This window comes from Winogradskyella helgolandensis, from assembly GCF_013404085.1.
Taxonomy (GTDB): Bacteria; Bacteroidota; Bacteroidia; order Flavobacteriales; family Flavobacteriaceae; genus Winogradskyella; species Winogradskyella helgolandensis.
In genome coordinates this window covers 726,470-751,189 of record NZ_JABFHO010000001.1, presented here as the reverse complement: position 1 = coordinate 751,189, position 24,720 = coordinate 726,470, and the positions used below count along the sequence as shown (strand labels likewise).

24 protein-coding genes and 1 tRNA gene are annotated in these 24,720 nt (G+C 34.2%); 13 read left to right on the top strand and 12 right to left on the bottom strand.

Annotated features, from left to right (window positions below):
* The first annotated feature begins 30 nt into the window (after nt 1-30).
* Both HM992_RS03020 and HM992_RS03015 read left to right on the top strand, forming a co-directional pair.
* Nucleotides 31-2,790: a PD-(D/E)XK nuclease family protein gene (locus HM992_RS03020; protein WP_179318668.1), complete on the top strand. Its 2,760-nt coding sequence runs from the start codon at nt 31-33 to the stop codon at nt 2,788-2,790.
* The gene (locus tag HM992_RS03015) at nt 2,790-3,629 is read left to right on the top strand and encodes an alpha/beta hydrolase family protein (RefSeq protein ID WP_179318667.1); all 840 of its coding nucleotides are present in this window, start codon (nt 2,790-2,792) and stop codon (nt 3,627-3,629) included. Before HM992_RS03020 ends, HM992_RS03015 begins: the two co-directional genes overlap by 1 nt.
* 27 nt (nt 3,630-3,656) lie before the next feature.
* Here the strand turns inward: HM992_RS03015 and HM992_RS03010 are convergent.
* Nucleotides 3,657-3,730, bottom strand: a tRNA-Ala gene (locus HM992_RS03010).
* A gap of 37 nt (nt 3,731-3,767) precedes the next feature.
* On the opposite strand from HM992_RS03010, the gene HM992_RS03005 reads away from it, so the two are divergent.
* The 3 genes from HM992_RS03005 to HM992_RS02995 are packed head-to-tail and all read left to right on the top strand — an operon-like array spanning nt 3,768 to nt 5,803.
* Complete coding sequence (locus HM992_RS03005; RefSeq protein WP_179318666.1) at nt 3,768-4,268, top strand: GNAT family N-acetyltransferase; 501 nt, start codon at nt 3,768-3,770, stop codon at nt 4,266-4,268.
* A complete protein-coding gene (locus HM992_RS03000) occupies nt 4,265-5,599 on the top strand; it encodes an MATE family efflux transporter (protein ID WP_179318665.1) in 1,335 nt (444 codons plus the stop codon). Before HM992_RS03005 ends, HM992_RS03000 begins: the two co-directional genes overlap by 4 nt.
* A gap of 27 nt (nt 5,600-5,626) precedes the next feature.
* Entirely contained in the window at nt 5,627-5,803 is a 177-nt protein-coding gene (locus HM992_RS02995; RefSeq protein ID WP_178986483.1) for a hypothetical protein, read from the top strand.
* Between the two features lie 107 nt (nt 5,804-5,910).
* Here HM992_RS02995 and HM992_RS02990 read toward each other — a convergent pair whose 3' ends face one another.
* Nucleotides 5,911-6,540 carry a 2OG-Fe(II) oxygenase gene (locus HM992_RS02990; protein WP_179318664.1) on the bottom strand — a complete coding sequence of 210 codons (630 nt, stop codon included), beginning with the start codon at nt 6,538-6,540 and terminating at the stop codon, nt 5,911-5,913.
* Nucleotides 6,541-6,665: 125 nt separating this feature from the next.
* On the opposite strand from HM992_RS02990, the gene HM992_RS02985 reads away from it, so the two are divergent.
* Together HM992_RS02985 and HM992_RS02980 are read left to right on the top strand one after the other, a co-directional pair.
* Entirely contained in the window at nt 6,666-7,118 is a 453-nt protein-coding gene (locus tag HM992_RS02985; protein ID WP_179318663.1) for a 6-pyruvoyl trahydropterin synthase family protein, read from the top strand.
* Between the two features lie 10 nt (nt 7,119-7,128).
* Nucleotides 7,129-7,881: a UDP-2,3-diacylglucosamine diphosphatase gene (locus tag HM992_RS02980; protein ID WP_179321022.1), complete on the top strand. Its 753-nt coding sequence runs from the start codon at nt 7,129-7,131 to the stop codon at nt 7,879-7,881.
* Here the strand turns inward: HM992_RS02980 and nrtS are convergent.
* The 5 genes from nrtS to HM992_RS02955 form a co-directional block, all read right to left on the bottom strand.
* Nucleotides 7,878-8,102, bottom strand: a complete 225-nt coding sequence (gene nrtS, locus HM992_RS02975; protein ID WP_092466106.1) for a nitrate/nitrite transporter NrtS — start codon at nt 8,100-8,102, stop codon at nt 7,878-7,880. The two genes, HM992_RS02980 and nrtS, sit on opposite strands and share 4 nt — an antisense overlap.
* 65 nt (nt 8,103-8,167) lie before the next feature.
* Entirely contained in the window at nt 8,168-9,439 is a 1,272-nt protein-coding gene (locus tag HM992_RS02970; RefSeq protein WP_179318662.1) for an MFS transporter, read from the bottom strand.
* A gap of 91 nt (nt 9,440-9,530) precedes the next feature.
* Nucleotides 9,531-10,622 (bottom strand): OmpA family protein, encoded by a 1,092-nt coding sequence (locus HM992_RS02965; RefSeq protein ID WP_179318661.1) that lies wholly within the window; start codon nt 10,620-10,622, stop codon nt 9,531-9,533.
* A gap of 26 nt (nt 10,623-10,648) precedes the next feature.
* Nucleotides 10,649-12,340, bottom strand: a complete 1,692-nt coding sequence (recJ, locus tag HM992_RS02960) for a single-stranded-DNA-specific exonuclease RecJ (RefSeq protein WP_179318660.1) — start codon at nt 12,338-12,340, stop codon at nt 10,649-10,651.
* 17 nt (nt 12,341-12,357) lie between these two features.
* On the bottom strand, nt 12,358-12,786 hold the full coding sequence (locus tag HM992_RS02955; RefSeq protein WP_179318659.1) for an OsmC family protein: 429 nt from the start codon (nt 12,784-12,786) through the stop codon (nt 12,358-12,360).
* 66 nt (nt 12,787-12,852) lie between these two features.
* Here HM992_RS02955 and HM992_RS02950 point away from each other — a divergent pair, with 66 nt between their 5' ends.
* Both HM992_RS02950 and HM992_RS02945 read left to right on the top strand, forming a co-directional pair.
* Nucleotides 12,853-13,455, top strand: coding sequence for a carboxymuconolactone decarboxylase family protein (locus HM992_RS02950; protein WP_179318658.1), 603 nt, complete (start codon nt 12,853-12,855; stop codon nt 13,453-13,455).
* Nucleotides 13,456-13,574: 119 nt separating this feature from the next.
* Entirely contained in the window at nt 13,575-14,690 is a 1,116-nt protein-coding gene (locus tag HM992_RS02945; protein WP_179318657.1) for a T9SS type A sorting domain-containing protein, read from the top strand.
* 243 nt (nt 14,691-14,933) lie between these two features.
* Here the strand turns inward: HM992_RS02945 and HM992_RS02940 are convergent, their stop codons facing one another.
* From HM992_RS02940 to rsmI, 4 genes are all read right to left on the bottom strand, one after another.
* Entirely contained in the window at nt 14,934-15,503 is a 570-nt protein-coding gene (locus tag HM992_RS02940; protein WP_179318656.1) for a uracil-DNA glycosylase family protein, read from the bottom strand.
* A gap of 3 nt (nt 15,504-15,506) precedes the next feature.
* Nucleotides 15,507-16,868 (bottom strand): dihydrolipoyl dehydrogenase family protein, encoded by a 1,362-nt coding sequence (locus HM992_RS02935; protein WP_179318655.1) that lies wholly within the window; start codon nt 16,866-16,868, stop codon nt 15,507-15,509.
* Nucleotides 16,869-16,958: 90 nt separating this feature from the next.
* On the bottom strand, nt 16,959-17,303 hold the full coding sequence (locus HM992_RS02930) for a HopJ type III effector protein (protein WP_179318654.1): 345 nt from the start codon (nt 17,301-17,303) through the stop codon (nt 16,959-16,961).
* Between the two features lie 3 nt (nt 17,304-17,306).
* Entirely contained in the window at nt 17,307-17,978 is a 672-nt protein-coding gene (gene rsmI, locus HM992_RS02925) for a 16S rRNA (cytidine(1402)-2'-O)-methyltransferase (RefSeq protein ID WP_178986497.1), read from the bottom strand.
* Nucleotides 17,979-18,070: 92 nt separating this feature from the next.
* Between rsmI and HM992_RS19910 the strand changes: the two genes are divergently transcribed.
* The gene (locus tag HM992_RS19910; protein WP_179318653.1) at nt 18,071-21,481 is read left to right on the top strand and encodes a DUF7933 domain-containing protein; all 3,411 of its coding nucleotides are present in this window, start codon (nt 18,071-18,073) and stop codon (nt 21,479-21,481) included.
* Here HM992_RS19910 and HM992_RS02915 read toward each other — a convergent pair.
* A complete protein-coding gene (locus HM992_RS02915; RefSeq protein ID WP_179318652.1) occupies nt 21,478-22,230 on the bottom strand; it encodes a hypothetical protein in 753 nt (250 codons plus the stop codon). The two genes, HM992_RS19910 and HM992_RS02915, sit on opposite strands and share 4 nt — an antisense overlap.
* 187 nt (nt 22,231-22,417) lie before the next feature.
* On the opposite strand from HM992_RS02915, the gene HM992_RS02910 reads away from it, so the two are divergent.
* From HM992_RS02910 to mscL, 3 genes are all read left to right on the top strand, one after another.
* Entirely contained in the window at nt 22,418-23,065 is a 648-nt protein-coding gene (locus HM992_RS02910) for a thymidine kinase (RefSeq protein ID WP_178986500.1), read from the top strand.
* Complete coding sequence (gene alr / locus HM992_RS02905) at nt 23,058-24,164, top strand: alanine racemase (protein WP_179318651.1); 1,107 nt, start codon at nt 23,058-23,060, stop codon at nt 24,162-24,164. The genes HM992_RS02910 and alr overlap by 8 nt, the downstream gene beginning before the upstream one ends.
* A gap of 83 nt (nt 24,165-24,247) precedes the next feature.
* Nucleotides 24,248-24,649, top strand: a complete 402-nt coding sequence (mscL, locus tag HM992_RS02900) for a large conductance mechanosensitive channel protein MscL (protein ID WP_178986502.1) — start codon at nt 24,248-24,250, stop codon at nt 24,647-24,649.
* Nucleotides 24,650-24,720: the final 71 nt, after the last annotated feature.

The following is a 24,720-nucleotide window of genomic DNA, read 5'->3' as shown; positions in this document are numbered from 1 at the left end:
GATATTCGGGGCGTTTTTTATTTTTATAGAATGATAAGTTTTATAAAATCGGTACTCGTAGATCTTCAAAAGCAAGGCTTAAAACTCGAAGATTTATATTTCATTTTACCAAGTAAACGTGCTGGTGTTTTTCTTAAGCATCACCTTTCTACATTAATAGACCAACCTATATTTGCTCCTCACATTCTCAGTAGTGAGGAATTTGTAGAAGAACTATCTGGTTTACAAAACCTGCCAAATACAGATTTACTATTTAGACTTTATGAAACGTATAAAGCTTTAACAGCAGATGAAGAACAAGAGTCTTTTGAATCGTTTTCTAAATGGGCTCAAATCTTATTACAAGATTTTAACGAAATTGATCGTTACCTTATACCTCAAGAACACATCTTTGATTACTTAAATGCGATAAAAGAGCTTCACCATTGGTCGTTAGATCCTAATCAAACAGATCTTGTTAAAAATCATTTAAAGTTCTGGAAACAGCTTAAAAATTACTATAAGGCGTTTACTGATAACTTAATTCAATCCAAGCAAGGCTATCAAGGATTAATTTACAGAGAAGCTGTAGAAAACCTAGAGTCTTATATGTACAGCAGTAAAGGGAAGATGCATGTCTTTATGGGCTTTAATGCGTTAAATACGGCAGAGTCTCAAATTATTCAAGGTTTATTAAAAAACGATTTGGCTCACATATATTGGGATATCGATAAAGCATTTATTAATGATAACGTACATGATGCAGGTTGGTTTACAAGGCAGCATAGAAAACAATGGAATTACTTTCAAACACAACCTTTTAATTGGGTCACTGATTATTATAGTGAGCCAAAGCATATTCAAGCTATTGGAATTCCTAAATTAGTTGGGCAAGCTAAATATATAGGACAACTCTTAGAGGAGTTAACAGAAAAAGAGACTAATTTATCTAGTATTGCTGTTGTATTAGGAGAAGAGCATTTATTACTTCCGGTATTAAATTCAATTCCTAAAAACATAACCAAACTCAATGTTACCATGGGTTTGCCATTACAGTTTGTGCCTTTGGCTTCATTTTTTGAGCAACTGTTTAATGTTCATAAAAACAATCCGAAGCAATTTTATTATAAGGATGTTATAGGTTTATTGTCTCATCCATCCATTTATCCTTTGTTTGAAACTGAAGATGCCAATGTATCAAACGACATTGTAGTTCATATTCAAAAAAACAATACCGTTTATGTTAGTGTAGATGAACTTAAACAACTCACTAAGTCCCATAAAGAACTGATAGCATTACTTTTTAAATCTTGGGATGATAACCCAGAAATGGCACTAAATAATTGTTCTGAGCTGATTTTAAGAATGAAAGCAAATTTTGAGGACAACAAGCAAAATCACAGTTTAGAATTAGAATACTTGTATCGTTTTAATACTTTATTTAATCAATTATCAGAATTAAATATCACCTACAAATACCTTCGTTCGATAGTCGCTTTACAGTCCATCTACAAAGAATTATTAAGTTCTGAAACCTTAGATTTTAAGGGAGAACCTTTAGAAGGTCTTCAAATAATGGGCATGTTAGAATCGCGAGTTCTGGATTTTGAAACAGTGATTATAAGTTCTGTAAATGAAGGTATTTTGCCTTCGGGAAAAACCAATAATTCTTTTATTCCGTTCGATGTAAAAATTGAAAATAAGTTACCAACCTTTAAAGAAAAGGATGCTGTTTACACTTATCATTTTTACAGACTTTTACAACGTGCTAAAAACGTATACATTTTATACAACACAGAAATTGATGCCTTAAAAGGTGGTGAAAAGAGTCGCTTTTTAACACAAATGGAGATTGAAGGTATTCATGATATAAAAACAAGTATTGTATCTCCAGATGTTCCGATTATAGAACAAAAATTAACTGAAATTATTAAAACACCTTCAGTCGTTGATCAAATAAAGGTCTTGTCTGGTAAAGGCTATTCTCCGTCGTCATTGACCAATTATATTAGAAACCCTATAGATTTTTATTACGATAAAATTTTAGGAATTAAAGAATTTGAAGATGTCGAAGAGAACATTGCAGCGAATACTTTAGGCTCTGTAATTCATAACTCTTTAGAAGATTTTTACAAGCCATTAGAAGGCTCAATTTTAACTGTTGAGCATATAAAAGGCTTTAAAAGTCAAATAAAAGGCATGGTAACAAAGCATTTTGAAGAACTTTACAACAAAGGTGGCTTCTCTCAGGGTAAAAATCTTATCATTTTTGAAATTGCGCAACGCTACATTTCAAATTTCTTAAACTTAGAACTAGAGAGTCTTAAACAAGGAAACGAAATTAAAATCCTTTCTATTGAAGCGGATGAATCCATTGATATTAAAATAGAGGGCTTAGATTTTCCAATTAAGTTAAAAGGAAAAGTAGACAGAATTGATAGCTTTAATGGCATGACTAGAGTTATCGATTATAAATCTGGTAAGGTGGAACAAAATAAAGTTGAAATTGTTAATTGGGAAGACCTAACTACAGATTATGATAAGTACAGTAAATCGTTTCAGATTTTGTGTTATGCCTATATGATGAGACAACAAAACTTAATAGAATTACCAATTGAAGCTGGAATTATTTCATTCAAAAACTTAAGTGAAGGCTTATTGAAATTTGGAAAAAAATCGTCGTCTCATGCTAGAACAAAAGACCAATTAATTACGAATGAGACCTTAGATGATTTTGAAATAGAACTCAAAAAACTGATTTCAGAAATCTGTAACCCAAAGCTTAATTTTACTGAAAAAGAACTCGACTAATGACTATTGATAAAGACATAATTTTAAAAAGAGACGGAAAAAAACCGATTTTAATTGATGCGTTTTATCATGAATCGAAAACCAATCAGCCCATCGTTATATTTTGTCATGGCTATAAAGGTTATAAAGATTGGGGAGCTTGGAATGTAATGGCAGAGCATATTGCTGAGGCTGGATTTTGTGTTATAAAATTCAACTTTTCTCTCAATGGTGGCACCATGGAAAACCCTATTGATTTTCCAGATTTAGAAGCTTTTGGAAATAATAACTACACTAAAGAATTAGATGATTTAGATGCTGTTATTAGTTGGGCTCAAAAATATTTTAAATCAAATTCTAATATAAACAGCAACAAGATATGTTTAATTGGTCACAGTCGAGGTGGTGGCATAACTATTCTTAAGGCTTCTGAAGACACACGGATTACAAAACTAATTACCTTAGCAAGTGTCAGTGATTTTGGGAATCGATTCGGTACAGAAGATGAAATTAAAAATTGGAAAAAAGATGGAGTTAAGTATGTTGTAAACGGTAGAACGAAACAGCAAATGCCACATTACTATCAGTTTTACGAAAATTTTAAAGACAATGAAAATCGACTTCATATTGAATCGGCTGAAAAACGATTAACCATTCCACATTTAATTATTCATGGTTCTAAAGATACTTCTGTGAATATTAGCGAAGCTGAAGCGTTACATAAATGGAATCCTAATAGTGAATTTAAGATTGTTGAAGATGCAGACCACGTATTTAATACTAAGCATCCTTGGCCTAAAAATGAGCTTTCAGAAGCATTAAAGTTTGTGGTTGAAAGTGCTGTTGAGTTTATAAAATAAAAAAAGCGTGTCGAAACACGCTTTTCGTGGAGAAGATCGGGCTCGAACCGACGACCTCTTGACTGCCAGTCAAGCACTCTAGCCAACTGAGCTACATCCCCAAATTATTTTTTTAAAAAAGTAAAAGTAAACAATATAATGATTCGTTTAGCAGAAGAAAAAGATATTCAATCAATTTTAAAAGTCACAAAAGCTTGTGCTAAATTTATGATTTCTAATGGTGTTTTTCAATGGAATGACGATTATCCAAATAAATCTGCTTTTCAAAATGATATAAAGCGTATTGAACTTTATGTTTTAGAGTTAGATAACGCTATTAAAGGTTGCATTGTGATTTCTACACTTATGGATTCAGAATATAAACCGGTTAAGTGGTTAACAGAAAATGAAAACAATATTTACATTCATCGTTTAGCAATTCACCCAAAATTACAAGGGAAAGGTTATGCGCAGCAACTGATGTCGTTTGCAGAGCAATTTGCTATTGATAACAATTATAGCTCTATTCGATTGGATACCTTTTCAGAGAACAAAAGAAACCAAAAGTTTTACGAACTTCGCGGTTATAAACGATTAGGAGATATTTACTTTCCAAAGCAAAGTGAATTTCCTTTTCATTGTTACGAATTGGTATTGTGAGCACAGCTATAACTTTAAAACAAATTAATAAATTGGCGATTCCTGCTTTAATTGCAGGAGTGTCTGAGCCTATTTTATCTTTAACCGATGCGGCAATCATTGGTAATATGGAACAGAACGCCACAACATCGTTGGCAGCAGTTGGTATTGTAACGACATTTTTATCGATGCTAATTTGGGTGTTAGGTCAAACCCGAAGTGCTATTTCGTCTATTATTTCACAGTACTTAGGTGCTGGAAATGTAGAAGCAGTGAAGAATTTACCAGCCCAAGCTATTTTTGTAATTACAACACTCAGTCTTGTAATTATAACTATTACCTATCCCTTAGCTTCGCCTATTTTTAAACTTTACAATGCCTCGGGCGACATTCTAAATTATAGTGTAGACTATTATCAAATTCGGGTTTTTGGATTTCCTTTTACCTTGTTTACCATAGCTGTTTTTGGAACCTTTAGAGGACTTCAGAACACCTATTTTCCTATGCTAATTGCTATTTCTGGTGCGTTAGCAAATATTGTACTAGATGTTATACTTGTATATGGAATTGAAGGTGTTATACCTCCCATGCACATTAAAGGTGCAGCTTATGCAAGTGTTATTGCGCAACTAATTATGGCTTTACTTTCTGCTTATTATTTATTAAAAAAAACAGGCATTCCGTTAATTGCAAAATTGCCTTTTAATCCCGAAATGAAACGATTCACTTTAATGATTTTGAATTTATTCATTAGAACCATAGCTCTGAATATTGCCTTGTATTTCGGAACTAGCTTTGCTACAAAATATGGCGAAAATTATATTGCTGCTTATACTATTGCGATTAATCTTTGGTTTTTGGGTGCTTTTCTTATTGATGGTTATGCCAGTGCTGGTAATATTTTATCGGGAAAATTGTTAGGTGCAAAAGACTATAAAAACCTTTTAGAATTAAGTAATAAACTGATTAAATATGGCATTGTTGTTGGACTTTTTATTGGAGCAATTGGAGCTGTTTTTTACTATCCTATCGGAAACCTTTTTAGCAATGACGAAGCAGTACTTACTGAATTCTACAACGTGTTTTGGATTGTTTTAGCTATGCAACCCTTATGTGCATTAGCATTTATTTTTGATGGTGTTTTTAAAGGACTTGGTAAGATGAAGTATCTTAGAAACGTTTTGTTATTCTCTACGCTCGTAATTTTTGTTCCAGTTATATTTTGGGTAGATAGCCTAGATTATAAACTCTATGGCATTTTTATCGCCTTTACATTGTGGATGATTGCTAGAGGCTTACCATTAATTATAAAATTTAGAAAAACATTTATTTCGCTAGCACAAAACGCTTAAATTTGATCAATACAATTTACTTCTATAATGAGCTTATTAATAACAGTATTGCAAAACGTTGATATAGACGAAAAAATAAAGAATGCTCCAGATAGCAGTTATAGCATCGGCATTTTTATTGGCACACTCTTACCTTTTGTGGTTTTGGTTCTTATTGCTTTTGCAATTTATAGATATAATAAAAACAGATATAAAGACGAATAGTATGGATATTCTTGGCTTCTTAGGCGGAAACGGCTTATTCCTTATATTAGGATTAGTACTTATAATTATATTTTTCTACAACAAATATAAAAGACGTTAATATAGGTTTACCGCGTTTTTAACCAGCCTGTAATACTCAATCGCTGTGTATTTACTGGTTTTACTTCATGCTCTAATTCTTGGCTTTCAAAAATAACGACTTTACCAGGAAATGGATAAATAACCTTGTCTTCATCGTCTAAATAAAGCACTAATTCACCTCCGTTTTCGGGTTGCCAGTCTTCACTATTTAAATAACACACAAACGATAATTTACGTCTGTCATCATTCTGAAATGTATCTAAATGTCGTTTGTAATAGGTGTCCTTAGGATAAATGGCATAGTGGAATTCCTTCTGATTAATTCCAAGAAAACAGGTGCGATTGAGGTAATCTTTTAAATCATTAATTCTATTGAAGAATAATTGTTCGGCAAAATTGATGACGTTTTCATCTATCCAAAGAATAATATCACCACGTACCGCTTTTTTAACGAGCTCATTGGTTTTATTTCCAATTGCCGATTTTTTAAAGGTATCTTCCTCGTACTTTAAAAGCAAGGAGTGCCGTAAAGCAATAACTTCATCTTCTGAAAAAAAATCATCAACAATACTATATTTTTGCGATGAAATGTCTGAAATAACACGCTCGTAAAGCGAGTTTTCAACAAACGGAATAGCTTCGAAAAGGCTACTCACCGTAACTTTTAAAGAAATTTAATCCTTTCATTATCTTTTAAGAATTTAAAAAAAGTGCGCAAATGTAATCTAAAAAGCTATTCCTTTTACATTTATAATATCTTTGCACTATAATTTAGAATAGCATGAGTAAAATTCGCATAACAAAACAGTTTTCTTTTGAAACAGGTCACGCCCTATACGGTTACGACGGTAAGTGTAAAAACGTGCATGGTCATAGTTACCACCTTTTTGTTACCGTAATAGGAACACCAATAGCAGATGCCACTAATGTAAAATTTGGAATGGTCATCGATTTTGGTGACTTAAAGAAAATAGTAAAGGAAGAAATTGTAGATGTTTTTGACCATGCTACGGTTTTTAATAAAAACACACCACACGTAGAATTGGCCAAGGAACTAGAAGCTAGAGAGCATAATGTGTTGCTTGTAGATTATCAGCCAACAAGTGAAATGATGGTGATTGATTTTGCGGAAAAAATAAAACAGCGTTTACCAGAAACTATAAAATTACATTCTTTAAGGCTTTCAGAAACCACCTCTTCTTTTGCTGAATGGTACGCTAGTGATAATGAGTAAACCGAACCACATACATATTGCCGACGGAAAAAAAATCTATTTTGCATCAGATAATCATTTAGGCGCACCAACTAGTGAAGCGTCTCGACCTCGTGAAAAAAAATTCGTCGCTTGGTTAGATGAGATCAAACATGATGCGGCGGCTATTTTCTTAATGGGAGATCTCTTCGATTTTTGGTTTGAATATAAAACCGTAGTGCCTAAAGGTTTTACAAGAACTTTGGGGAAATTAGCAGAAATTAGTGATTCCGGAATTCCGATTCATTATTTTGTAGGTAACCACGATTTATGGATGAATGGCTATTTTGAAGAAGAATTAGGTATTCCTGTATATCATAAGCCTGAAGAATTCACGTTTAATGACACCTCTGTCTTTATTGGTCATGGTGACGGTTTAGGTCCTGGAGATAAAGGCTACAAACGCATGAAAAAAGTGTTTACAAGTCCTTTCTTTCAATGGTTATTTAAATGGATGCATCCTGATATTGGAGTTAAAATCGGACAATATATGTCTGTAAAAAACAAAATGATTTCAGGCGATGATGATGCAACGTTTTTAGGAGAAGACAATGAATGGCTAGCGGTATATTGCAAACGTAAACTCGAAGATAAACACCGAGATTATTTTGTATTTGGTCATAGACATTTGCCTTTAGAAATTGACTTAAATGAAACGTCTAAGTACATTAATTTAGGCGACTGGATTCAGTATTATACCTACGGAGTTTTTGACGGTGAAAATTTTGAACTTAAAACCTATTAATGTCGTCCTGTTTTTACTTTAACAGAAGCGTAAGTAGACACAGAATAAGGCACCACAAAGCATAAGCCAAGCTTTACCCAATTTACCTTTTCAAAATTCAAATGATATAAAAGGTCTCCTTGGTTGATAATATTTAAAATACAACCAACCACTATAGCGACTTTAATTGAAGAGATGACAATGTCTTTTTCTAAAGCTATTTTAAGCAGTTTTAGAATCATGCTAAATGAAATGTTTAATATTTTGCTGGCAAAAGTAATAAAAATGATAAGCCTTAAAAGTGATTTTATACTCCATCTTTTTCGTGTTCTTCAATATCTTTAGTAAGATCTAGTTCACGTAATGATTTGTTTTTAAAATGCATTGTTGTCACCGTAATAAGTGTTACGGTACCTCCAAGTATTACAGCCAATGGCGCTCCAAATAGTTTTGCAGCGACTCCACTTTCAAGCGCTCCAAGCTCATTAGAAGACCCAACAAACATAGAGTTAACGGCACCAACTCTTCCTCTCATATCATCTGGAGTCTTAAGCTGAAGAATGGTCTGACGAATCACCATAGACACACCATCAAACACACCAGATAAAAATAAAGCAACCAAACTCAGCCAAAGTAGCTTAGAAGCTCCAAAAATAATCATACATATTCCAAAGCCAAAGACTGAAATTAGCAGTTTTTTCCCTGTGTTTTTTGTGATTGGTAAATAGGTTGTTGCCACCATAGTAATAATACTTCCAGAAGACAACGCTGCATTTAGAAAACCGAAGCCTCTTGGACCTGCATCTAAAACATCTTTTGCAAATACAGCAAATATGGCCACAGCGCCACCAAATAAAACAGCAATCATATCTAGGGTTAATGCTCCTAAAATAACCTTATCGTTAAACACAAATCGTAGTCCAACTTTTAAACTGTCCATCACCGATTCATTCGTTTTTTTATTGAGAACAGGTTTCTTTTTTATACCAAAGACTAATATTAATGCTAACATCACGAGTGAAAATATAATTCCAAGCGTATGGTGCACACCAATCCATGCGATTAAAAATCCGCCACAAAGTGCACCAAATACATTAGCACCTTTCCAAGTACTACTGCTCCAAGTCGCTGCATTTGGGTATATTTTTTTAGGTACAATTAAGGCTATAAGCGAAAAAATAGTAGGCCCAAAAAAGGCTCTTAAAACGCCTCCGAAAAACACTAAACTATATATGCCATATAGAATATAGTTGACTGTCCAAGAACTTTCAATAGCTTCTGAAGTGAGCCAAAACAAGCCAAAACTGATTAATGAGAATAAGGCAATGCAAAGCGTAAATAAGTTTCGTTTTTCTTTTTTGTCAACAATATGACCTGCAAAAGGGGCAAATAAAAATGCGGGTAAAAATTCGCAAAGCCCAATAATGCCTAGACTTAATTTATCATTGGTTAAAGCATACACTTGCCATTCGATGACAATAAATTGCATAGACCAACCAAAAACCAAGGCGAATCGCACCAATAAAAAGATGTTGAATTCCTTGATTCTTAATGCCGCGTATGGATCGTTTTTTGCCAAGATGATTTAAGTTACGAGACCTAGCAGGTTTTAAAAAGCTAACAGGTCTGCAATTGATTCAATACAAATGTATAATAAGCAAAGGTTTTATTTAGTTTTCAATCAACTTAAAAGCAACACGTCTATTTAATTGGCGTCCTTCTTCTGTGTCATTATCTGAAATAGGTTGCGTACTTCCAAAACCAAATGATTTAATCCTAGTTGCATTCAATCCTTTTTCAATTAAATAATCTAAAACCGCTTTGGCACGTTGTTCTGATAATTCTTGATTCCTAGTTTCTAACCCAGTGGCATCTGTATGTCCGTAAATTTCAACATTTAATGTAAGGTTAGCTTCTAAATGTTTGTAAAGTTGATTGAGTTCTTCTTTTGAAACCACTAACAAGTCCGCTTTATCAAAATCGAATAATACATTTTTGAAGATGTAAACTTCATTGGTATTAATAGTTGGCTCTTCAACTGTTTTGATAGTTTCTATAACGACTTCTTTTTCTAAAAGTTCTATTGAAACATCATCAATGTAGTAGTATGAAAATGGTTCATAACCCGTTTGTCGCGCTTTACTCTTTTTGGTATCGGAATTAGAATTAAAATTACCAATAGCAAAATAGTTTTCAAATCCATTTGCGGTATAAATAAAGGAAACCTCCATCCAGTCTTTGTCATTATCATAGAATTCTTTACTGAAAGTTGGACGGAATTTTAAATTCGGAATTCGATTCGCGAAGTGTCTTGCATTGATATTCGTTTTACTTTTGGATGCATTGAATTTCTCAGCCGTCATCATAATCCCCAATTCTTTAAGGGCGTATCTTGAGTTTTCCGCTAAACTGATATAGAATTTAACTTGATATTTCTTCCCTCGCTCTAAGGTAGTTTTTAATGTGCCTTGAACATATTCTCTATAGTCTTTCTTGAAATACGCATATATACCAGCATAACTATTTCCTGTTTTGGCTTTTTGATAGCCATTGAAGTTTTGGAAACCCATTTTCTCGCTACACGAATTAAAATAATCCGTTGTGCCATTATTGGGAATTGTCCAGTCTTTTACATTTCTATGAAATAAGCTTATATCTCTTGGACAATCATAAAAATCTTCAAAACTTGGATTTAAAACTAAGTTTTGACTATTTGAAATAAATCCACAAAGAAAGAAAAGCAATACGACTGGTTGTTTCATATACAATCAACGAAGCGTTATGAGTTTTATTTTTTTATATCCTTCAATTTCAACTGTAAACTGACGTTGCCATTCCAATGATTTTCATCTATGGAATAAGCTGCACTAAACGGTCTTTTACTTTTTATGATATCAATTTTATCGCCTAAACCAAAACCAATACAGACAATTTTATCATTGAAGGATTGGGTTACAGTTAATCTAATGTGTTTATCATCTTCTCCAACACATTTTCCCCAGCCAGTATCTTTTAGATTTTGAGACATAAAGGTGGGTGACATATTCCCAGGGCCAAATGGTGCAAATTGTTTTAGGATTCGCATGAGTTTATCATTGATTTGACCAAGTTCTATTTCTAAATCAACTTTAAGCTCTGGTGTTAACAATTTTGGATCTATGGTGTCTTTTACAACACTCTCAAATTTAGCTTTAAAAGCCTCATAGTTTTTCGGATCTAAAGTTAAGCCTGCGGCATATTTATGACCTCCAAATTGCTCTATATGTTCTGAACAAGCTTCCAACGCATTATACACATCAAAACCAGAAACTGAACGTGCTGAAGCCGCTAGCTTATCTCCACTTTTAGTAAATACTAATGTTGGTCTGTAGTATGTTTCAATTAATCGTGATGCGACAATACCAATCACTCCCTTGTGCCATGATTCGTCATAAACAACAGTGGTAAATCCTTCTTGCTCGTTATTCTCTTCAATTTGAACTAAAGCTTCTTCTGTGATACGTTTGTCCGTTTCACGACGATCGGTATTAAAGGCATCAATATCTACGGCATATTTTGCAGCAAGGTTAAAATCGGTTTCGGTTAAAAGTGTTACAGCGTGGTTACCGTGTTTCATTCGTCCTGCGGCATTAATTCGAGGTGCGATAATAAAAACCACATCTGTTATGGTAAGAATGTCCTTTTTAATCTCAGCGATAATCGCTTTCATGCCAGGTCTTGGGTTGGTATTTATAATGTTTAAACCCATATAAGCCAGGGCTCTGTTTTCATCTACAATGGGTACAATATCTGCACCAATGGCAGTAGCTACCAAATCGAGATATTCGGTTAAATCTTCTACCGTTTGCCCTTGGTTGGCTGCTAAAGCCGTAATTAATTTAAAGCCTACACCACAACCACAAAGTTCTTTAAACGGATAATCGCAATCGTCGCGTTTTGGGTCTAAAACCGCAACAGCGTCTGGAATCTTATCACTTGGTCTGTGGTGATCGCAAATAATAAAATCAATGCCTTTCTCTTTAGCATATGCGACTTTGTCAATGGCTTTTATACCACAATCGAGCGCTATAATTAGTGAAACATCATTATCGTCTGCAAAGTCAATACCTTTATAAGAGACACCATAACCTTCGTCATATCGATCTGGAATGTATGTGGCAACAGTATCTGTTCTTGTTTTTAAATATGAAGACATTAAGGCGACAGACGTTGTGCCATCGACATCATAATCACCATAAACCATAATATTTTCACCTCCGTCAATGGCCTTTTCGATTCTAGCAACTGCTTTGTCCATATCTTTCATTAAATATGGATCATGAAGCTCATCAAAACTTGGTCTGAAAAATTTTTTGGCAGCGTCGTAATTGTCAATGCCGCGTTGCAACAATAATGTTGCAACAATATCATCAACTTGAAGTGCTTTCTTAATTAAAGCCACTTGAGTGGCTTCTGGTTTTGGTTTTAATGTCCAACGCATAATATTCTAAAAAACTTTTATTTTGTGCTTTTATGAAAGTGAATATGGGTTTTAACGGTTGCAAACTGACGAAACATTTCCATCACTCCACAGTATTTATTAACAGATAAGTTGACGGCACGTTCGCATTTTTTTTCATTTAAATCGGCACCATAAAAATGATAATCTACAACTACGGTATGGTAATATTTTGGGTGTTCGTCTGTTAGTTCACCAGAAACATCTATTTTAAAATCGTCAATTTCAACTTTCATTTTATCTAAAGTAGAAATCACATCTAAACCCGAGCATCCGGCTAAAGAGGATAGCATCATGGCTTTAGGTGCCATACCTGAACCTGTACCTCCAAATTCTTCAGAAGCATCCATCATAATGGACGGCCATCTTGGGTTATCAGATTCAAAAGTCATGTTACCTCTCCAATGTGTTGTTATTTTATCTGCCATTTGTTTTTAGTTTAAAAATTAGAACTAGTATCTTGTTCATTCAAAAATAACACTAAAAAAATAACTATGGCATTAGTAACACCTTTGTCTGCTGACCACGATTTAGAAACCAAAGAATTAGCTGAATTTTTTGATGAAACCCTTGGGTTTTGTCCAAATTCAGTACTAACCATGCAACGTAGACCTGCAATATCTAAGGCCTTCATTAACTTAAATAAAGCTGTTATGGCCAATGAAGGCAGAGTAACCTCAGCTTTAAAACGTATGATTGCTTGGGTGAGTAGTAACGCAACAGGTTGCAGATATTGCCAAGCACATGCGATTAGAGCGGCCGAACGTTACGGTGCAGAACAAGAGCAATTAGATCATATTTGGGACTATAGAACGCATGCTGCTTTTAATGATGCCGAGCGTGCTGCTTTAGATTTTAGTTTGGCAGCGTCGCAAGTACCAAATGCGGTTGATGCAGAAATAAAAGAACGTTTATACCAACATTGGGACGAAGGCGAAATTGTAGAAATGTTAGGTGTAATTTCACTCTTTGGTTACTTGAACCGTTGGAATGATTCTATGGGTACTGATATTGAAGACGGAGCTGTTGAAAGTGGGGATCAATATCTTGGAAAACATGGGTTTACGGTTGGTAAACATAATGGGTCTAGGTATTAGACCTTCATTTCTTGCATGTTAACGAATAATTGTAATGTGCTTGAAGATTAGAGAGATATTGTTTTGTTTGCTCGTTCTTGTTTTTATTATATTGTGCCCCCTTAGAATAATTTTCCCTCATGAATACTAAAACGACTACACTTACAGCATTTTGTATTATTATAATTAATTCATTGTTATTAACAGCACAAGCCCCTTATGGTAGTGCTGGTGAACATACAGCTGTGCCTTTGGGAGACTCAGAAGCTCCTTTTGGTTATTACGAGTATTTACCATTAGATTTTGATACTTCATCAGGCGAAACGTATCCACTTGTCATATCTTATCATGGTTCTAGTTCCAGTGGAAATGGTACTTGGGAGTTAGATTACGTGCTATCCGCAGGTCTTCCAAAATTAATAAGTAATGGCTCTGACCTTGAAGCAATAATAATTTCGCCTCAAAGCACTGATGCTAATTTTAGCGCTACTGATTTTTTAAGTCTATATAATTATATAATTGATAGTTACAATATAAACACAGATAGAGTATATGTGACCGGTTTAAGTTCTGGAGGTAGTAGTACTTGGAATGCCTTAAAAGAACATTATGACAAGATAGCTGCTGCAATTCCAATTTGCGGGTATAACTTAGTGAATGACCCATCAGTTTTTTTGCAGCAAACACCAATTTGGACTTTTCATAATTTTGATGATTCTGTAATAGATGTTAGTAGAACCATTAGTAACGTGAATAGGATTTCAGATACAGATAGCTCTGTTATGACTCTTTATCCCTACGAAAATGGAGATGATGCAGCCAATGAGGATTATACGATGCAGTTTGATTCTAGTACTCAAACTTGGTCTATTGGAGAAGGAAGAAATGAACCATTAGATAATTTAGCATTTACTTTGTATAAAGATGGAGGTCATAATTCTTGGACAAAGACATATGACAATCAAGCGGTTTTGGATTGGCTATTTTCTCAAAGTATAAACACGCTTAGTATTAGCGAAAAAACCTTAGATTTTAAATTATATCCAAACCCAACTTCAGGTAGTGTTACGATTTCTACAAAGAATGAAACTGAAAAAAAAATAGAAGTATATAGTATCTCAGGTAAAAAAGTCTATGAGAGTTCATTTTTTAGGGAGCTTACTGTAGATTTGAGTGCGTATTCTTCAGGAGTTTATTTTGCTAAAGTTGTAGCAAATGATTCAATTGAAAAAAGCATGAAAATTATTATTAATTAGTATTTCATATGCCTTATTTCGATTTTGTAAAGAAGAAGTCGATATTAGTTAAAACTTAGAAACCTGACTAGAAATAGTCAGGTTTTATTTTGTTTGAAGAAAAGTTAAAAGGAAAGCATACACTTAAGTGTTTAAAATTTATAGTCTATAAGGTTGTACTGCCGATATTCGGTTTGCTTTTCTATTTGATTATTTTTCGGACAGAAAAATTAAAAACAATTTTACAAATTGTGTTCAATCCAATTACAGGTTCAGGATAGTTTTTACCTTCTTCCGCAATTCAGGCACAACCAATTCCTCAAACCAGGGGTTTTTACTTCTCCAAAATCGATTGGTTGGTGATGGATGTGGAATTGGAAAATAGGCTGGCAAATACTCTTTATAATCGCCAACGCTCTCTGTCAAGTTTTTTCCATCTTTTAAATAGTACTTCTGAGCATAAGCTCCTATTAAAATAATCAATTCCACATTTGGCATTTTATCCAATAATGTATCGTGCCATTGCGGTGCACATTCTGGTCTTGGTGGCAAATCTCCCGTTTTTGCTTTTCCTGGATAGCAAAATCCCATAGGGATAATGGCGAAGTTTTCTGTGTTATAAAATTGTTCGTCGGTGACATTAAGCCATTGTCTTAGTCTTTTTCCACTTTGGTCGTCCCAAGAAATCCCAGATTGATGCACTTTTGTTCCTGGTGCTTGCCCAATAATTACAATCTTAGAATTAATATGTGCTGTTGCTACAGGTCTTGGACCTAATGGCAAATGTGCCTTACAGAGGGTACATTGACTTATATTATGAAGTAATTCTTTCATGTTTTAATCATCATCTTTCAACATGCTTTTCAAATCGTTGGTATAAGAAGGGTATGTGAATATTTGTTTTTTAAATTCACGTATAGTCATACCTGCGTTTATTGCCATGGCTAAAATATTAATTGTTTCATTGGCTTGCGTACTCAATAAATGAGCACCTACTATTTTTTGAGTGCGCTCGTTAACCAATATTTTATAGGCATAAGCTTCTGCATGTTCCTTTTTTGCATTATACCAGTCAGAAGTATCTCCTTTATAAACTATGACGTTTTTATATCGGCTTTTGGCTTCCTCTTCGGAGTAGCCAACACTTGCTAATTGTGGTTTCGTAAAAACAATGGAAGGTACTAAAGGGTTTTCGAATTCTTTAGAATTGCCATTTATGATATTATGGCCTGCAATATAACCTTGCAAACCAGAAAGCGGTGTTAAAGGTAGCGATTTACTGGAGACGTCTCCACAAGCATACACCTCTTCATGACTTGTACTTTGCATAAAATCGTTGACCAAAACTCCAGATGCATCAGCTTTTATCCCCGCATTTTCTAAATTTAATTTTTCTACTGCTGGCACGCGACCTGCGGTATTAAATATTTTTCTGGCTTTTATCGTTTTTGATTTACCGTCTTTTTCATACGTCAGCTTTAAGTTCTTCTTCAATTTTTTAACCGCCGTGGGCTTCGTGTTAAACATAAATTTTACACCATTGTTCTCTAAAACCTTGATGAGTTTTTCAACTAAAAATGAATCAAATTGTGTAAGCGCAGTATCACTAGCTTCAATCATAGTGACGTCGCAACCTAATGTTGAAAGCATGTAGCAAAATTCCATTCCAACATAACCCGAACCAATAAATATGGCTGATTTCGGGATTTTTTTCAAATTGAGAATGTCATCACTAGTTTTTAAAAGGTCCGAACCCTCAAACTCTAATGGTCGTGCGACATAACCTGTAGCAATTACAAATTTGTCTGCAGAGATGGTTTTACCTTCAACCATAACTTCATTTTTGCTGATGAATTTTGGAGATTGATGATACAAATCAATACCTAAATCTTTTAAATCACTTTCTGTAGATGACGGAACGGGTTTGGTAAAAGACGTTTTAAATTTCTGAACGGCTTTCCAATTAATTTTAGGTGATTTTTTAATTCCGAAACCTTTAAGTTGGTTAGAGTGTTGCGCTAAATCTGCAAATTGCATCACTATTTTTTTAGGATCACAACCTCGTGTAGAGCAGGTGCCTCCATATTCTCTTTTGTCTGAAATAGCAACTGTTAATCCTGATGCAACGCAAGCTTTTGCTGCTGTTTGTCCTGCAATACCACTACCAATAACAAATACGTTATAATGTTTAGTCTTCATAATTTTAGTTTGAAATAGAAAATTAAGGAAAGTAAACGATAACGACTGATGCTGTAGGTGTAAAGGTTAACCCAATTACGAAAAGTGCTGTTATTTCTTTTTTAACGGAAAGGTTTCAAAGTATAAGCCTTCAAAGCCTGTTGCTATAAAATTTCGGATGTTTTGATGTCCAGTTCCTTTTGGGTTTATAAGGACATCTTCAAAATAGTAGGTCCCAAAACACGCTAAGGTTTCTTCTGCTGTTAATTTTTGATCAACAGCAAAGGCAAATAGTTTACAAGAGCCTGAGTTTTGGTCTTCAGCATTTTTTAAAGTTCCATTTGTGAATGCCGTTGGTGTAAATTGATAATAGGTTTCTATTACAGTCATGGTTTCGGAAAAATCAATCTGTTTTGGATTAGATTTTAATTTGGCTAAAAAATCTTCTAAAATCATGTTCTATTTGTGTTTTCCGTCTACGACAATTACAATTTCGCCTTTAGGCGGTTTGTTGGTGTAATGATCTAAAACTTCTTTTGCGGTTCCTCTAATCGTTTCTTCGTACAACTTTGTTATTTCTCTAGATACAGAGATTAAGCGATCTTCTCCAAAATATTCGCAAAAATGCCCAAGTGTTTTTATGAGCTTATGTGGACTTTCATAAAAAATGATAGTTCTCGTTTCTTCGGCTAAAAGTAAAAGTCTTGTTTGTCTTCCTTTTTTAACAGGCAAAAAGCCTTCAAAAACAAACTTGTCATTTGGTAACCCACTATTTACCAAAGCAGGTACAAATGCGGTTGCTCCAGGTAAACAATCCACTTCAATCCCATGTTCTACACAAGCTCTTACCAATAAAAATCCAGGGTCTGAAATGGCTGGAGTACCAGCATCACTAATGACTGCAATGGTTAAACCGGCTTTGAGTTTTTCAATTAAATGATTTACTGTTTTATGCTCATTGTGCATATGGTGGCTTTGCATTTGTGTGGTGATTTCAAAATGCTTTAAAAGTTTTCCTGAAGTTCTAGTGTCTTCAGCCAATATTAAATCCACTTCTTTTAAAACGTCGATAGCTCTAAAAGTGATGTCTTTTAAATTTCCAATAGGAGTAGGAACAAGGTATAGCTTCATGTTTGAATAAACTTAATATCAAATTTACAATCTTTTCTATATCTTAACGCAACCATTTGTAAGAATCTACATCTTATTGTAAAAACCAACCTGTGTCAAAACCGCTTTACTTTTTAGTAGTTCTATTGTTTAATGTCTGTTTCTCATATAGTCAAACTACGGATTTATCTATTGCAATAGAAGCTCAAAATTTAAGTGGCACTGCTGTTTCTCAAGTCAATATTTATGAGGGTTTTCAATATGTGATTACGGTTTTAAATTCTGGAAACTCAGTTGATAACGCAACTGTTTCTATAAATTTTGATACTGATATAACCGTTAATTCATATGTCTCACAGAATAATACAAATGGTGCGTCTGATGTTACGAATATCAGTGTGGTTAATAATATTTTAACGGCTTCGATTGCTGCGATGCCCAATAATTCGAGTGTGGAATTGTTGGTGTTGGTTACGGCGCCTACTAATTTAGGTGGTATTGCCGCAAATGGAACAATTAGTCCTCCAGACGACGTTGAAGATATTAACACGAGCAATAATCAATCTATAATATCTATTGATGTTTTGGATATAGATATTGATTTTGAGGTTACGCATACGCAAATTATACCGCAAGAAGGAACAACGATTAATGCTTGGGGAGATTCAGTCACGTATCAATTTACAATCACTAATAATAGTGCTATTGATTTTCCGCTAACAGAGATTCGAGGTAATTTGATTTTAGTATCGCCAAATGAGAATGGTGAGCCCTTTGCGGAATTTATGTCATTAGAATGTATTGGGACAAGTAACGGCACGGTGTGTCCTGATTTGTCAGGTGTCATAGGTGCTTCTGCGACGGTTTCTGGCCCAAGTGCTTCATTTCCAGCTGTCCTGTTTTTAAATGATGTTGAACTGGAAATAACATCTGGTGGAAGTATTACATTTGAAATGGTTTATCGCTACTCAAATTTTTCGTGTTCAGTAGATCCTATGCCAATTCAGGTAAGTAGTTTTATTAAGATTTCGATAAATCATCACATGCTCTCATCGGTAAATTCAAATTTTGTAACGACGCAGTTATTAGATGCCAACTTATGTCCGGAAACTGATATTTGTATTGAAACTGTGCAAATAGATCCAGAGCCCAATACGACTATAGACTATAATCAAGAGGTTACATTAATTACTACGGTCTGTAATATGGGCTCAGTAGAAACTCCTATTCGGTTTTTTCTCCAAAATTTAACCTTCCCTAATGCCATATGGAATATCATTTCAGTTACTTGTATTGAAACTACAGGTCCTGTTTTATGTAGTGACTTTACATTAACGAATCAAGGTCAGGTATGGACAAGTAATAATTTTACTTTGCAGCCCAATACAACAATAACTATAGAAACTGTGATTGAATATGTTGAGCCAGAATGTAGTACTAATACTAATTTAATATCTGCTATTATTAGAAGCGGTACTAATATTTTAGACTCACAATTGGTGGATAGTAATCCTAATAATAATTATTTTAGTAATGAATTACAGTTGCCTCCTGTTCTTAATCTTTGCGTGGAGTCTGATTTACAAGTGTCCAAAGTGCAAACAAGTCCAGAATTACCAAATGGCAGTTCTACCAGTAATACCATAGAATGGGGTTTAGTATCTTATGAAATAACGGTTTCCAATGACGGAGATGCCGATGCCATTATTGAAGTTAGAGATTTCATGCCCAGTGTTAATAGTGATGATGTTTCTATATATGGACGGTTAATTTCTGTAGAATGTTTTGGTACAACAGGCACTGCATCTTGTTTTGATATGGAACACGTAAATGTTGGTGAGTTATTAGATGGGGTAGCCGAAGACGGAGTCGCAGATACGTTTTGGCAAATTATACCTGAAGATAATTGGGAGTTGCCAGCAAATAGTTCTGTTAGTTTTAGTGTGACTATAGATTGGTTGCCCGAATGTTCAACGAGTGCTATAGAAGCCACTAATGGGGTTGTAGCCTATTATGTGAATGATATAACAGATATTAACCCTATCAATAATGAAGCTACAGTTGATACTTATTTTGCGCCTTGTGTAGACCTGGTAGCCCAAACTTATCCAGAGTTTACACAGGTAAATACCAACCAAGCGTTTAATTGGATTATTGATATTAGTAATAGTACCACGAGTTCTAATGCTACAGATGTGCTATTTGAAAACACACTTAATGCTGCGTTTAATATAGTTGGCACTCCTAGTTGTAGCGTTGTTTCAGGAACAGCATCCTGTATTTCAAATTTTGATATCACGGGGAATTTTGTTTCAGGACTCATTCCAAATATGGAGCCAGGTTCAACAGTGAGAATTAGTATTCCTGTATCTGCTCCAAGTTTTGGTGGTGCTTTTAATAATATAGCAGAAGCCATACCTAGTGCTGAGAATAATGAAGAACTAACTCCTGAAACTAACATTTCTATTAACAGCGTGCAAGTTATAGCTCCAGTTCTACAAAAGGCATTTGTACCTGATACTATTTTTGAAGGAGGTGAAAGCGAATTAATATTCACCGTTTTTAATATAGCTTCAAACCCATCTCAAACCCAAATTTCTTTTACAGATAATCTACCAAATGGCATTTATCTTACAGGTGTTCCAAGTTGGATTGAAGCTAATGGAAGCACCACAACATTTATAGGAGCAGCAGGAGATACATTTGTTGGAATTGAAAATTTGATGTTTCCAGAAGGTGTTGTAAGTTGCACGTTTTCTGCGAGAGTTAGTGCAGATGTTTCAGGAACTTATCTTAATAATTTTCAGAATTTCACTAACAATAATAATGTAGATACCTCTCAAACAAGCGCAACATTAAATGTGGTTGTTGATACTTCTGATGTGGATATTGAAATCACTAAAACTGTAATGCCTGGAGAAGCGGTTTATGGTGAGCACGTAGATTTTACAATTACAGCTACTAACTTAGGAACGACAACAGCAACGCTGATTGAAGTGATTGATATCTTGCCACAAGGTTACGAATTTGTATCAGCAACTATGAGTTATGGTGTTTTTGATGACACTACGTTTATTTGGAATATTCCAAGTTTAAATCCAGATAGCTCGGAGTCTTTAATATTAACAGCAAGCGTAATTTCTTCAACGGATTTAACAAATTTAGCACTATTGAATAGTATTAATGAACCTGATAGAGATTTAACAAATAATGAAGATGATGCCACCGTAGAAATTTCTAATTGTTTAATTATTCCTGAAGGGATGTCACCAAATAATGATAGTAAAAATGATGCACTTGTTATTCCTTGTATAGAAGAATATCCTGATAATACACTTAAAATATACAACCGCTATGGCACACAGATCTATGAAGCAAAAAACTACCTAAATACATGGAATGGCAAAGCCAACATGGGACTTTTAAAAAGCTCAAAAGTATTGCCTGTTGGTACTTATTTTTATGTTTTAGAAATCAATGGTATTGACAAGCTTTTTGTGGGATATGTTTATTTGAATTATTAATTAAACCGACTTTCAACGAGCTCAATAAAACGCTCTTCGTATTCTTCCTTACCATCCCAATTGTTATAGTCTGGCTTAACATATTCTAGAATTAATGTTCTAGCTTCTCCTAAAGAATGTGTGGTGTTAATTTGAGATATTACACGATCGTAATCTTCGTTTTTACCTTCAAACAAATGCTTAATGAAAGCTAATTTATCATTGAGACCAATCTTTAATTGCTGACCTTTTAGTTTGTCATTTAAAGATTTATTAGTGTTTTCAACTTCACGTTTTTGTGCCTCTTCAATCGGTTCAAACTCGGGAATTTTGTCAAAACCAGAGGTGATAGTTTCAAATTCTATAGGCTCAGGTGCTTCCGTTTCTTTTTGTAGAATTTTTTCCAAAACAGGATCTGTAGGTTCCGTTTCTTTGGGCATATGTTCAAACATATCCTTAATTTTGGCCATTACAGGTTCCATAATTTCATCATGTTCAACCTCATCTACATTGACATAAGTTCTATCTTCAACTTCAATATTGTCGCTAACCTTATTATTAAATGCCGTGTCTAGCATACCAAAAAATGAAGAGTCATTGCCAATTGTTGGCATATGGTCTTCAAAATTATCTTGAGCAAATTTTAAAACGGTAAGTTTTTCATAGAGTGCAGCAACTTCTTCGTGAAGTTTATTGACATCCTCTCTGCCTTTTAGTTTTAGAATCCTATGCGCAATACTAACTAATTCTGATTCTAATTTCTTTTTCATAGTTCTAATATTTTATATTGAAGAATTTTAAAGTTCTTCAAGTCTTGAAAATCAATTCATAATTCAAATAAAAAAGGAAAATAATTTCTTTATTTGCTTTTCGTAAGTTTTACTTTTGATTTTTAATAAATTTGCGTAACCTTTATAAAAACGGAGTCTGACTCCGATTTAGTGCTAAAATTACAAAATGTTTCTCGAAAATACAGTAAATCAGAAAGAACAATTTGGGTGGATTGAAGTCATCTGCGGATCTATGTTCTCCGGTAAGACCGAAGAGTTAATCCGACGACTAAAACGTGCGCAATTTGCAAAACAAAGGGTAGAAATTTTTAAACCTTCTGTTGATGTGCGTTATGATGAAGAGATGGTGGTGTCTCACGATGCTAATGAAATCCGTTCTACACCAGTACCTGCTGCTGCTAATATTCCAATTTTAGCAGATGGTTGTGATGTGGTTGGTATTGATGAAGCTCAGTTTTTTGATGATGAGATTGTTCGCGTTTGTAATGATTTGGCCAACAAAGGAGTCCGGGTTATAGTTGCCGGATTAGATATGGATTTTAAAGGCAATCCTTTTGGACCAATGCCTAATCTTATGGCGACTGCAGAGTATGTTACTAAAGTACATGCTGTTTGTACAAAAACCGGGAATTTAGCACAATACAGTTACAGAAAAGCATTGAGTGATGATTTGGTTTTGCTTGGAGAAGTGGACGAATATGAACCCTTAAGTAGAGCTGCTTATTATAAAAGTATGCAACGTGATAAAGTGCGACAAATGAAGGTTAACGACGTAGAAGAGATTGACTCTAAGGAAGATAAGCCAAATGTCTAAAGCTCTAGAAACTATACTCGAGATTGATTTAGGCGCGCTTACACATAATTTCAATTATTTAAAATCGAAGCTCCAACCTCAAACAAAATTTTTAGCCGTAGTTAAGGCCTTTGCATATGGTAGTGATGCTATTGAAATAGCAAAACATCTTCAAAAATTAAATGTTGATTATTTTGCTGTGGCTTACACACAAGAAGGTGTGGATTTAAGAGATGCTGGCGTTACAACTCCTATCCTAGTTTTGCATCCACAGTCTTTAAACGCCGAAACTTTAATTGATAGATGTTTAGAACCGAGTATTTATAGCGCTCGATTATTAAACGATTTTATAGCCGTTGCAGAAAAACGAGGACAAAAGAATTATCCTATTCATATTAAATTCAATACAGGTTTAAATCGTTTAGGGTTTGAACAAAAAGATATAAATACTATTGTTTCTAAATTAGAATTAACAACAGCGGTAAAAGTAAAATCAATATTCTCTCATTTAGCAGCGAGTGAAGATCTTGAAGAAAAAGATTTTACAAAGCAACAAATAGAAACTTTCAAATCTATAGCTGAAACTTTCAAAACAAAATCAGGAATAGAGCCATGGTTACATCTATGTAATACTTCTGGAATTCTTAATTATCCTGAAGCGCATTTCAATATGGTGCGAAGCGGAATTGGTTTATATGGATTTGGAAATTCAGAATTAGAAGATAAGAATTTTGAACCTATAGCAAGTTTAAAATCTGTTATCTCTCAAATCCATGAGATTGATAAAGGGAAATCTGTTGGTTACAACAGAGCTTACACCTCTAATCGTAATGAAAGGGTAGCAACAATACCTATTGGCCATGCAGATGGTTTAAGTCGGGTTTATGGTAATAAAAAAGGCTTTGTTTTTATAAATGATAAGAAAGCCTACATCATAGGTAATGTTTGTATGGATATGATTATGGTCGATGTTACAGACATTAATTGTAAGGAAGGAGATGAGGTCATTATATTTGATAAGGCACATACAGCCAATGAAATTGCGGAATCGGCAGGTACGATTTCTTATGAAATAGTAACCGCATTATCTAAGCGCATAAAGCGTGTATTCCTACCTTAAAAACATTTTTTAACATTTTGTGACTTTTTTAGTAACTTAGTGTCTTATTAATAACCTAACTAAAAATTAAAATACAATAGATTATGTTAAAAGAATTCAAAGAATTTGCAATGAAGGGTAACCTTGTAGACATTGCTGTCGGTTTTGTAATGGGTGCTGCTTTTAAAGAAGTGGTTACTGCATTTACAGGAGGTATCGTATCTCCATTAATTGGTATGATTTTCGATTCAGACTTTAAAGCGTTGAGATACCAATTAAAAGAGGGAACATTAAACGATGCTGGAGAAATGGTAGGTGATGTTTTCTTAGAATATGGTACATTTTTAACCAATGTAATTGACTTCATCATTGTGGCATTTGTAATGTTCCTTGTAGTAAAAGGAGTTAACAATATGAAAAAGAAAGAAGAGCCTGCACCAGCTGCGCCTGCAGGACCATCTGAAGTTGATTTATTAATTGAAATCAGAGATTCATTAAAAAAATAAAACGCGTATAGCGTCATCGCTACACTATTATTTTTAACTAAACCCAGACTGATCCAGTCTGGGTTTCTTTT

Bases quoted from the DNA above. Each gene is read 5' to 3' on its own strand.
- HM992_RS03020 (WP_179318668.1), top strand. From the start codon at position 31: ATGATAAGTTTTATAAAATCGGTACTCGTAGATCTTCAAAAGCAAGGC.
- HM992_RS03015 (WP_179318667.1), top strand. From the start codon at position 2,790: ATGACTATTGATAAAGACATAATTTTAAAAAGAGACGGAAAAAAACCG.
- HM992_RS03005 (WP_179318666.1), top strand. From the start codon at position 3,768: ATGATTCGTTTAGCAGAAGAAAAAGATATTCAATCAATTTTAAAAGTC.
- HM992_RS02995 (WP_178986483.1), top strand. From the start codon at position 5,627: ATGAGCTTATTAATAACAGTATTGCAAAACGTTGATATAGACGAAAAA.
- HM992_RS02985 (WP_179318663.1), top strand. From the start codon at position 6,666: ATGAGTAAAATTCGCATAACAAAACAGTTTTCTTTTGAAACAGGTCAC.
- nrtS (WP_092466106.1), bottom strand. From the start codon at position 8,102: ATGATTCTAAAACTGCTTAAAATAGCTTTAGAAAAAGACATTGTCATC.
- HM992_RS02965 (WP_179318661.1), bottom strand. From the start codon at position 10,622: ATGAAACAACCAGTCGTATTGCTTTTCTTTCTTTGTGGATTTATTTCA.
- recJ (WP_179318660.1), bottom strand. From the start codon at position 12,340: ATGCGTTGGACATTAAAACCAAAACCAGAAGCCACTCAAGTGGCTTTA.
- HM992_RS02955 (WP_179318659.1), bottom strand. From the start codon at position 12,786: ATGGCAGATAAAATAACAACACATTGGAGAGGTAACATGACTTTTGAA.
- HM992_RS02950 (WP_179318658.1), top strand. From the start codon at position 12,853: ATGGCATTAGTAACACCTTTGTCTGCTGACCACGATTTAGAAACCAAA.
- HM992_RS02945 (WP_179318657.1), top strand. From the start codon at position 13,575: ATGAATACTAAAACGACTACACTTACAGCATTTTGTATTATTATAATT.
- HM992_RS02940 (WP_179318656.1), bottom strand. From the start codon at position 15,503: ATGAAAGAATTACTTCATAATATAAGTCAATGTACCCTCTGTAAGGCA.
- HM992_RS02935 (WP_179318655.1), bottom strand. From the start codon at position 16,868: ATGAAGACTAAACATTATAACGTATTTGTTATTGGTAGTGGTATTGCA.
- HM992_RS02930 (WP_179318654.1), bottom strand. From the start codon at position 17,303: ATGATTTTAGAAGATTTTTTAGCCAAATTAAAATCTAATCCAAAACAG.
- rsmI (WP_178986497.1), bottom strand. From the start codon at position 17,978: ATGAAGCTATACCTTGTTCCTACTCCTATTGGAAATTTAAAAGACATC.
- HM992_RS02915 (WP_179318652.1), bottom strand. From the start codon at position 22,230: ATGAAAAAGAAATTAGAATCAGAATTAGTTAGTATTGCGCATAGGATT.
- HM992_RS02910 (WP_178986500.1), top strand. From the start codon at position 22,418: ATGTTTCTCGAAAATACAGTAAATCAGAAAGAACAATTTGGGTGGATT.
- alr (WP_179318651.1), top strand. From the start codon at position 23,058: ATGTCTAAAGCTCTAGAAACTATACTCGAGATTGATTTAGGCGCGCTT.
- mscL (WP_178986502.1), top strand. From the start codon at position 24,248: ATGTTAAAAGAATTCAAAGAATTTGCAATGAAGGGTAACCTTGTAGAC.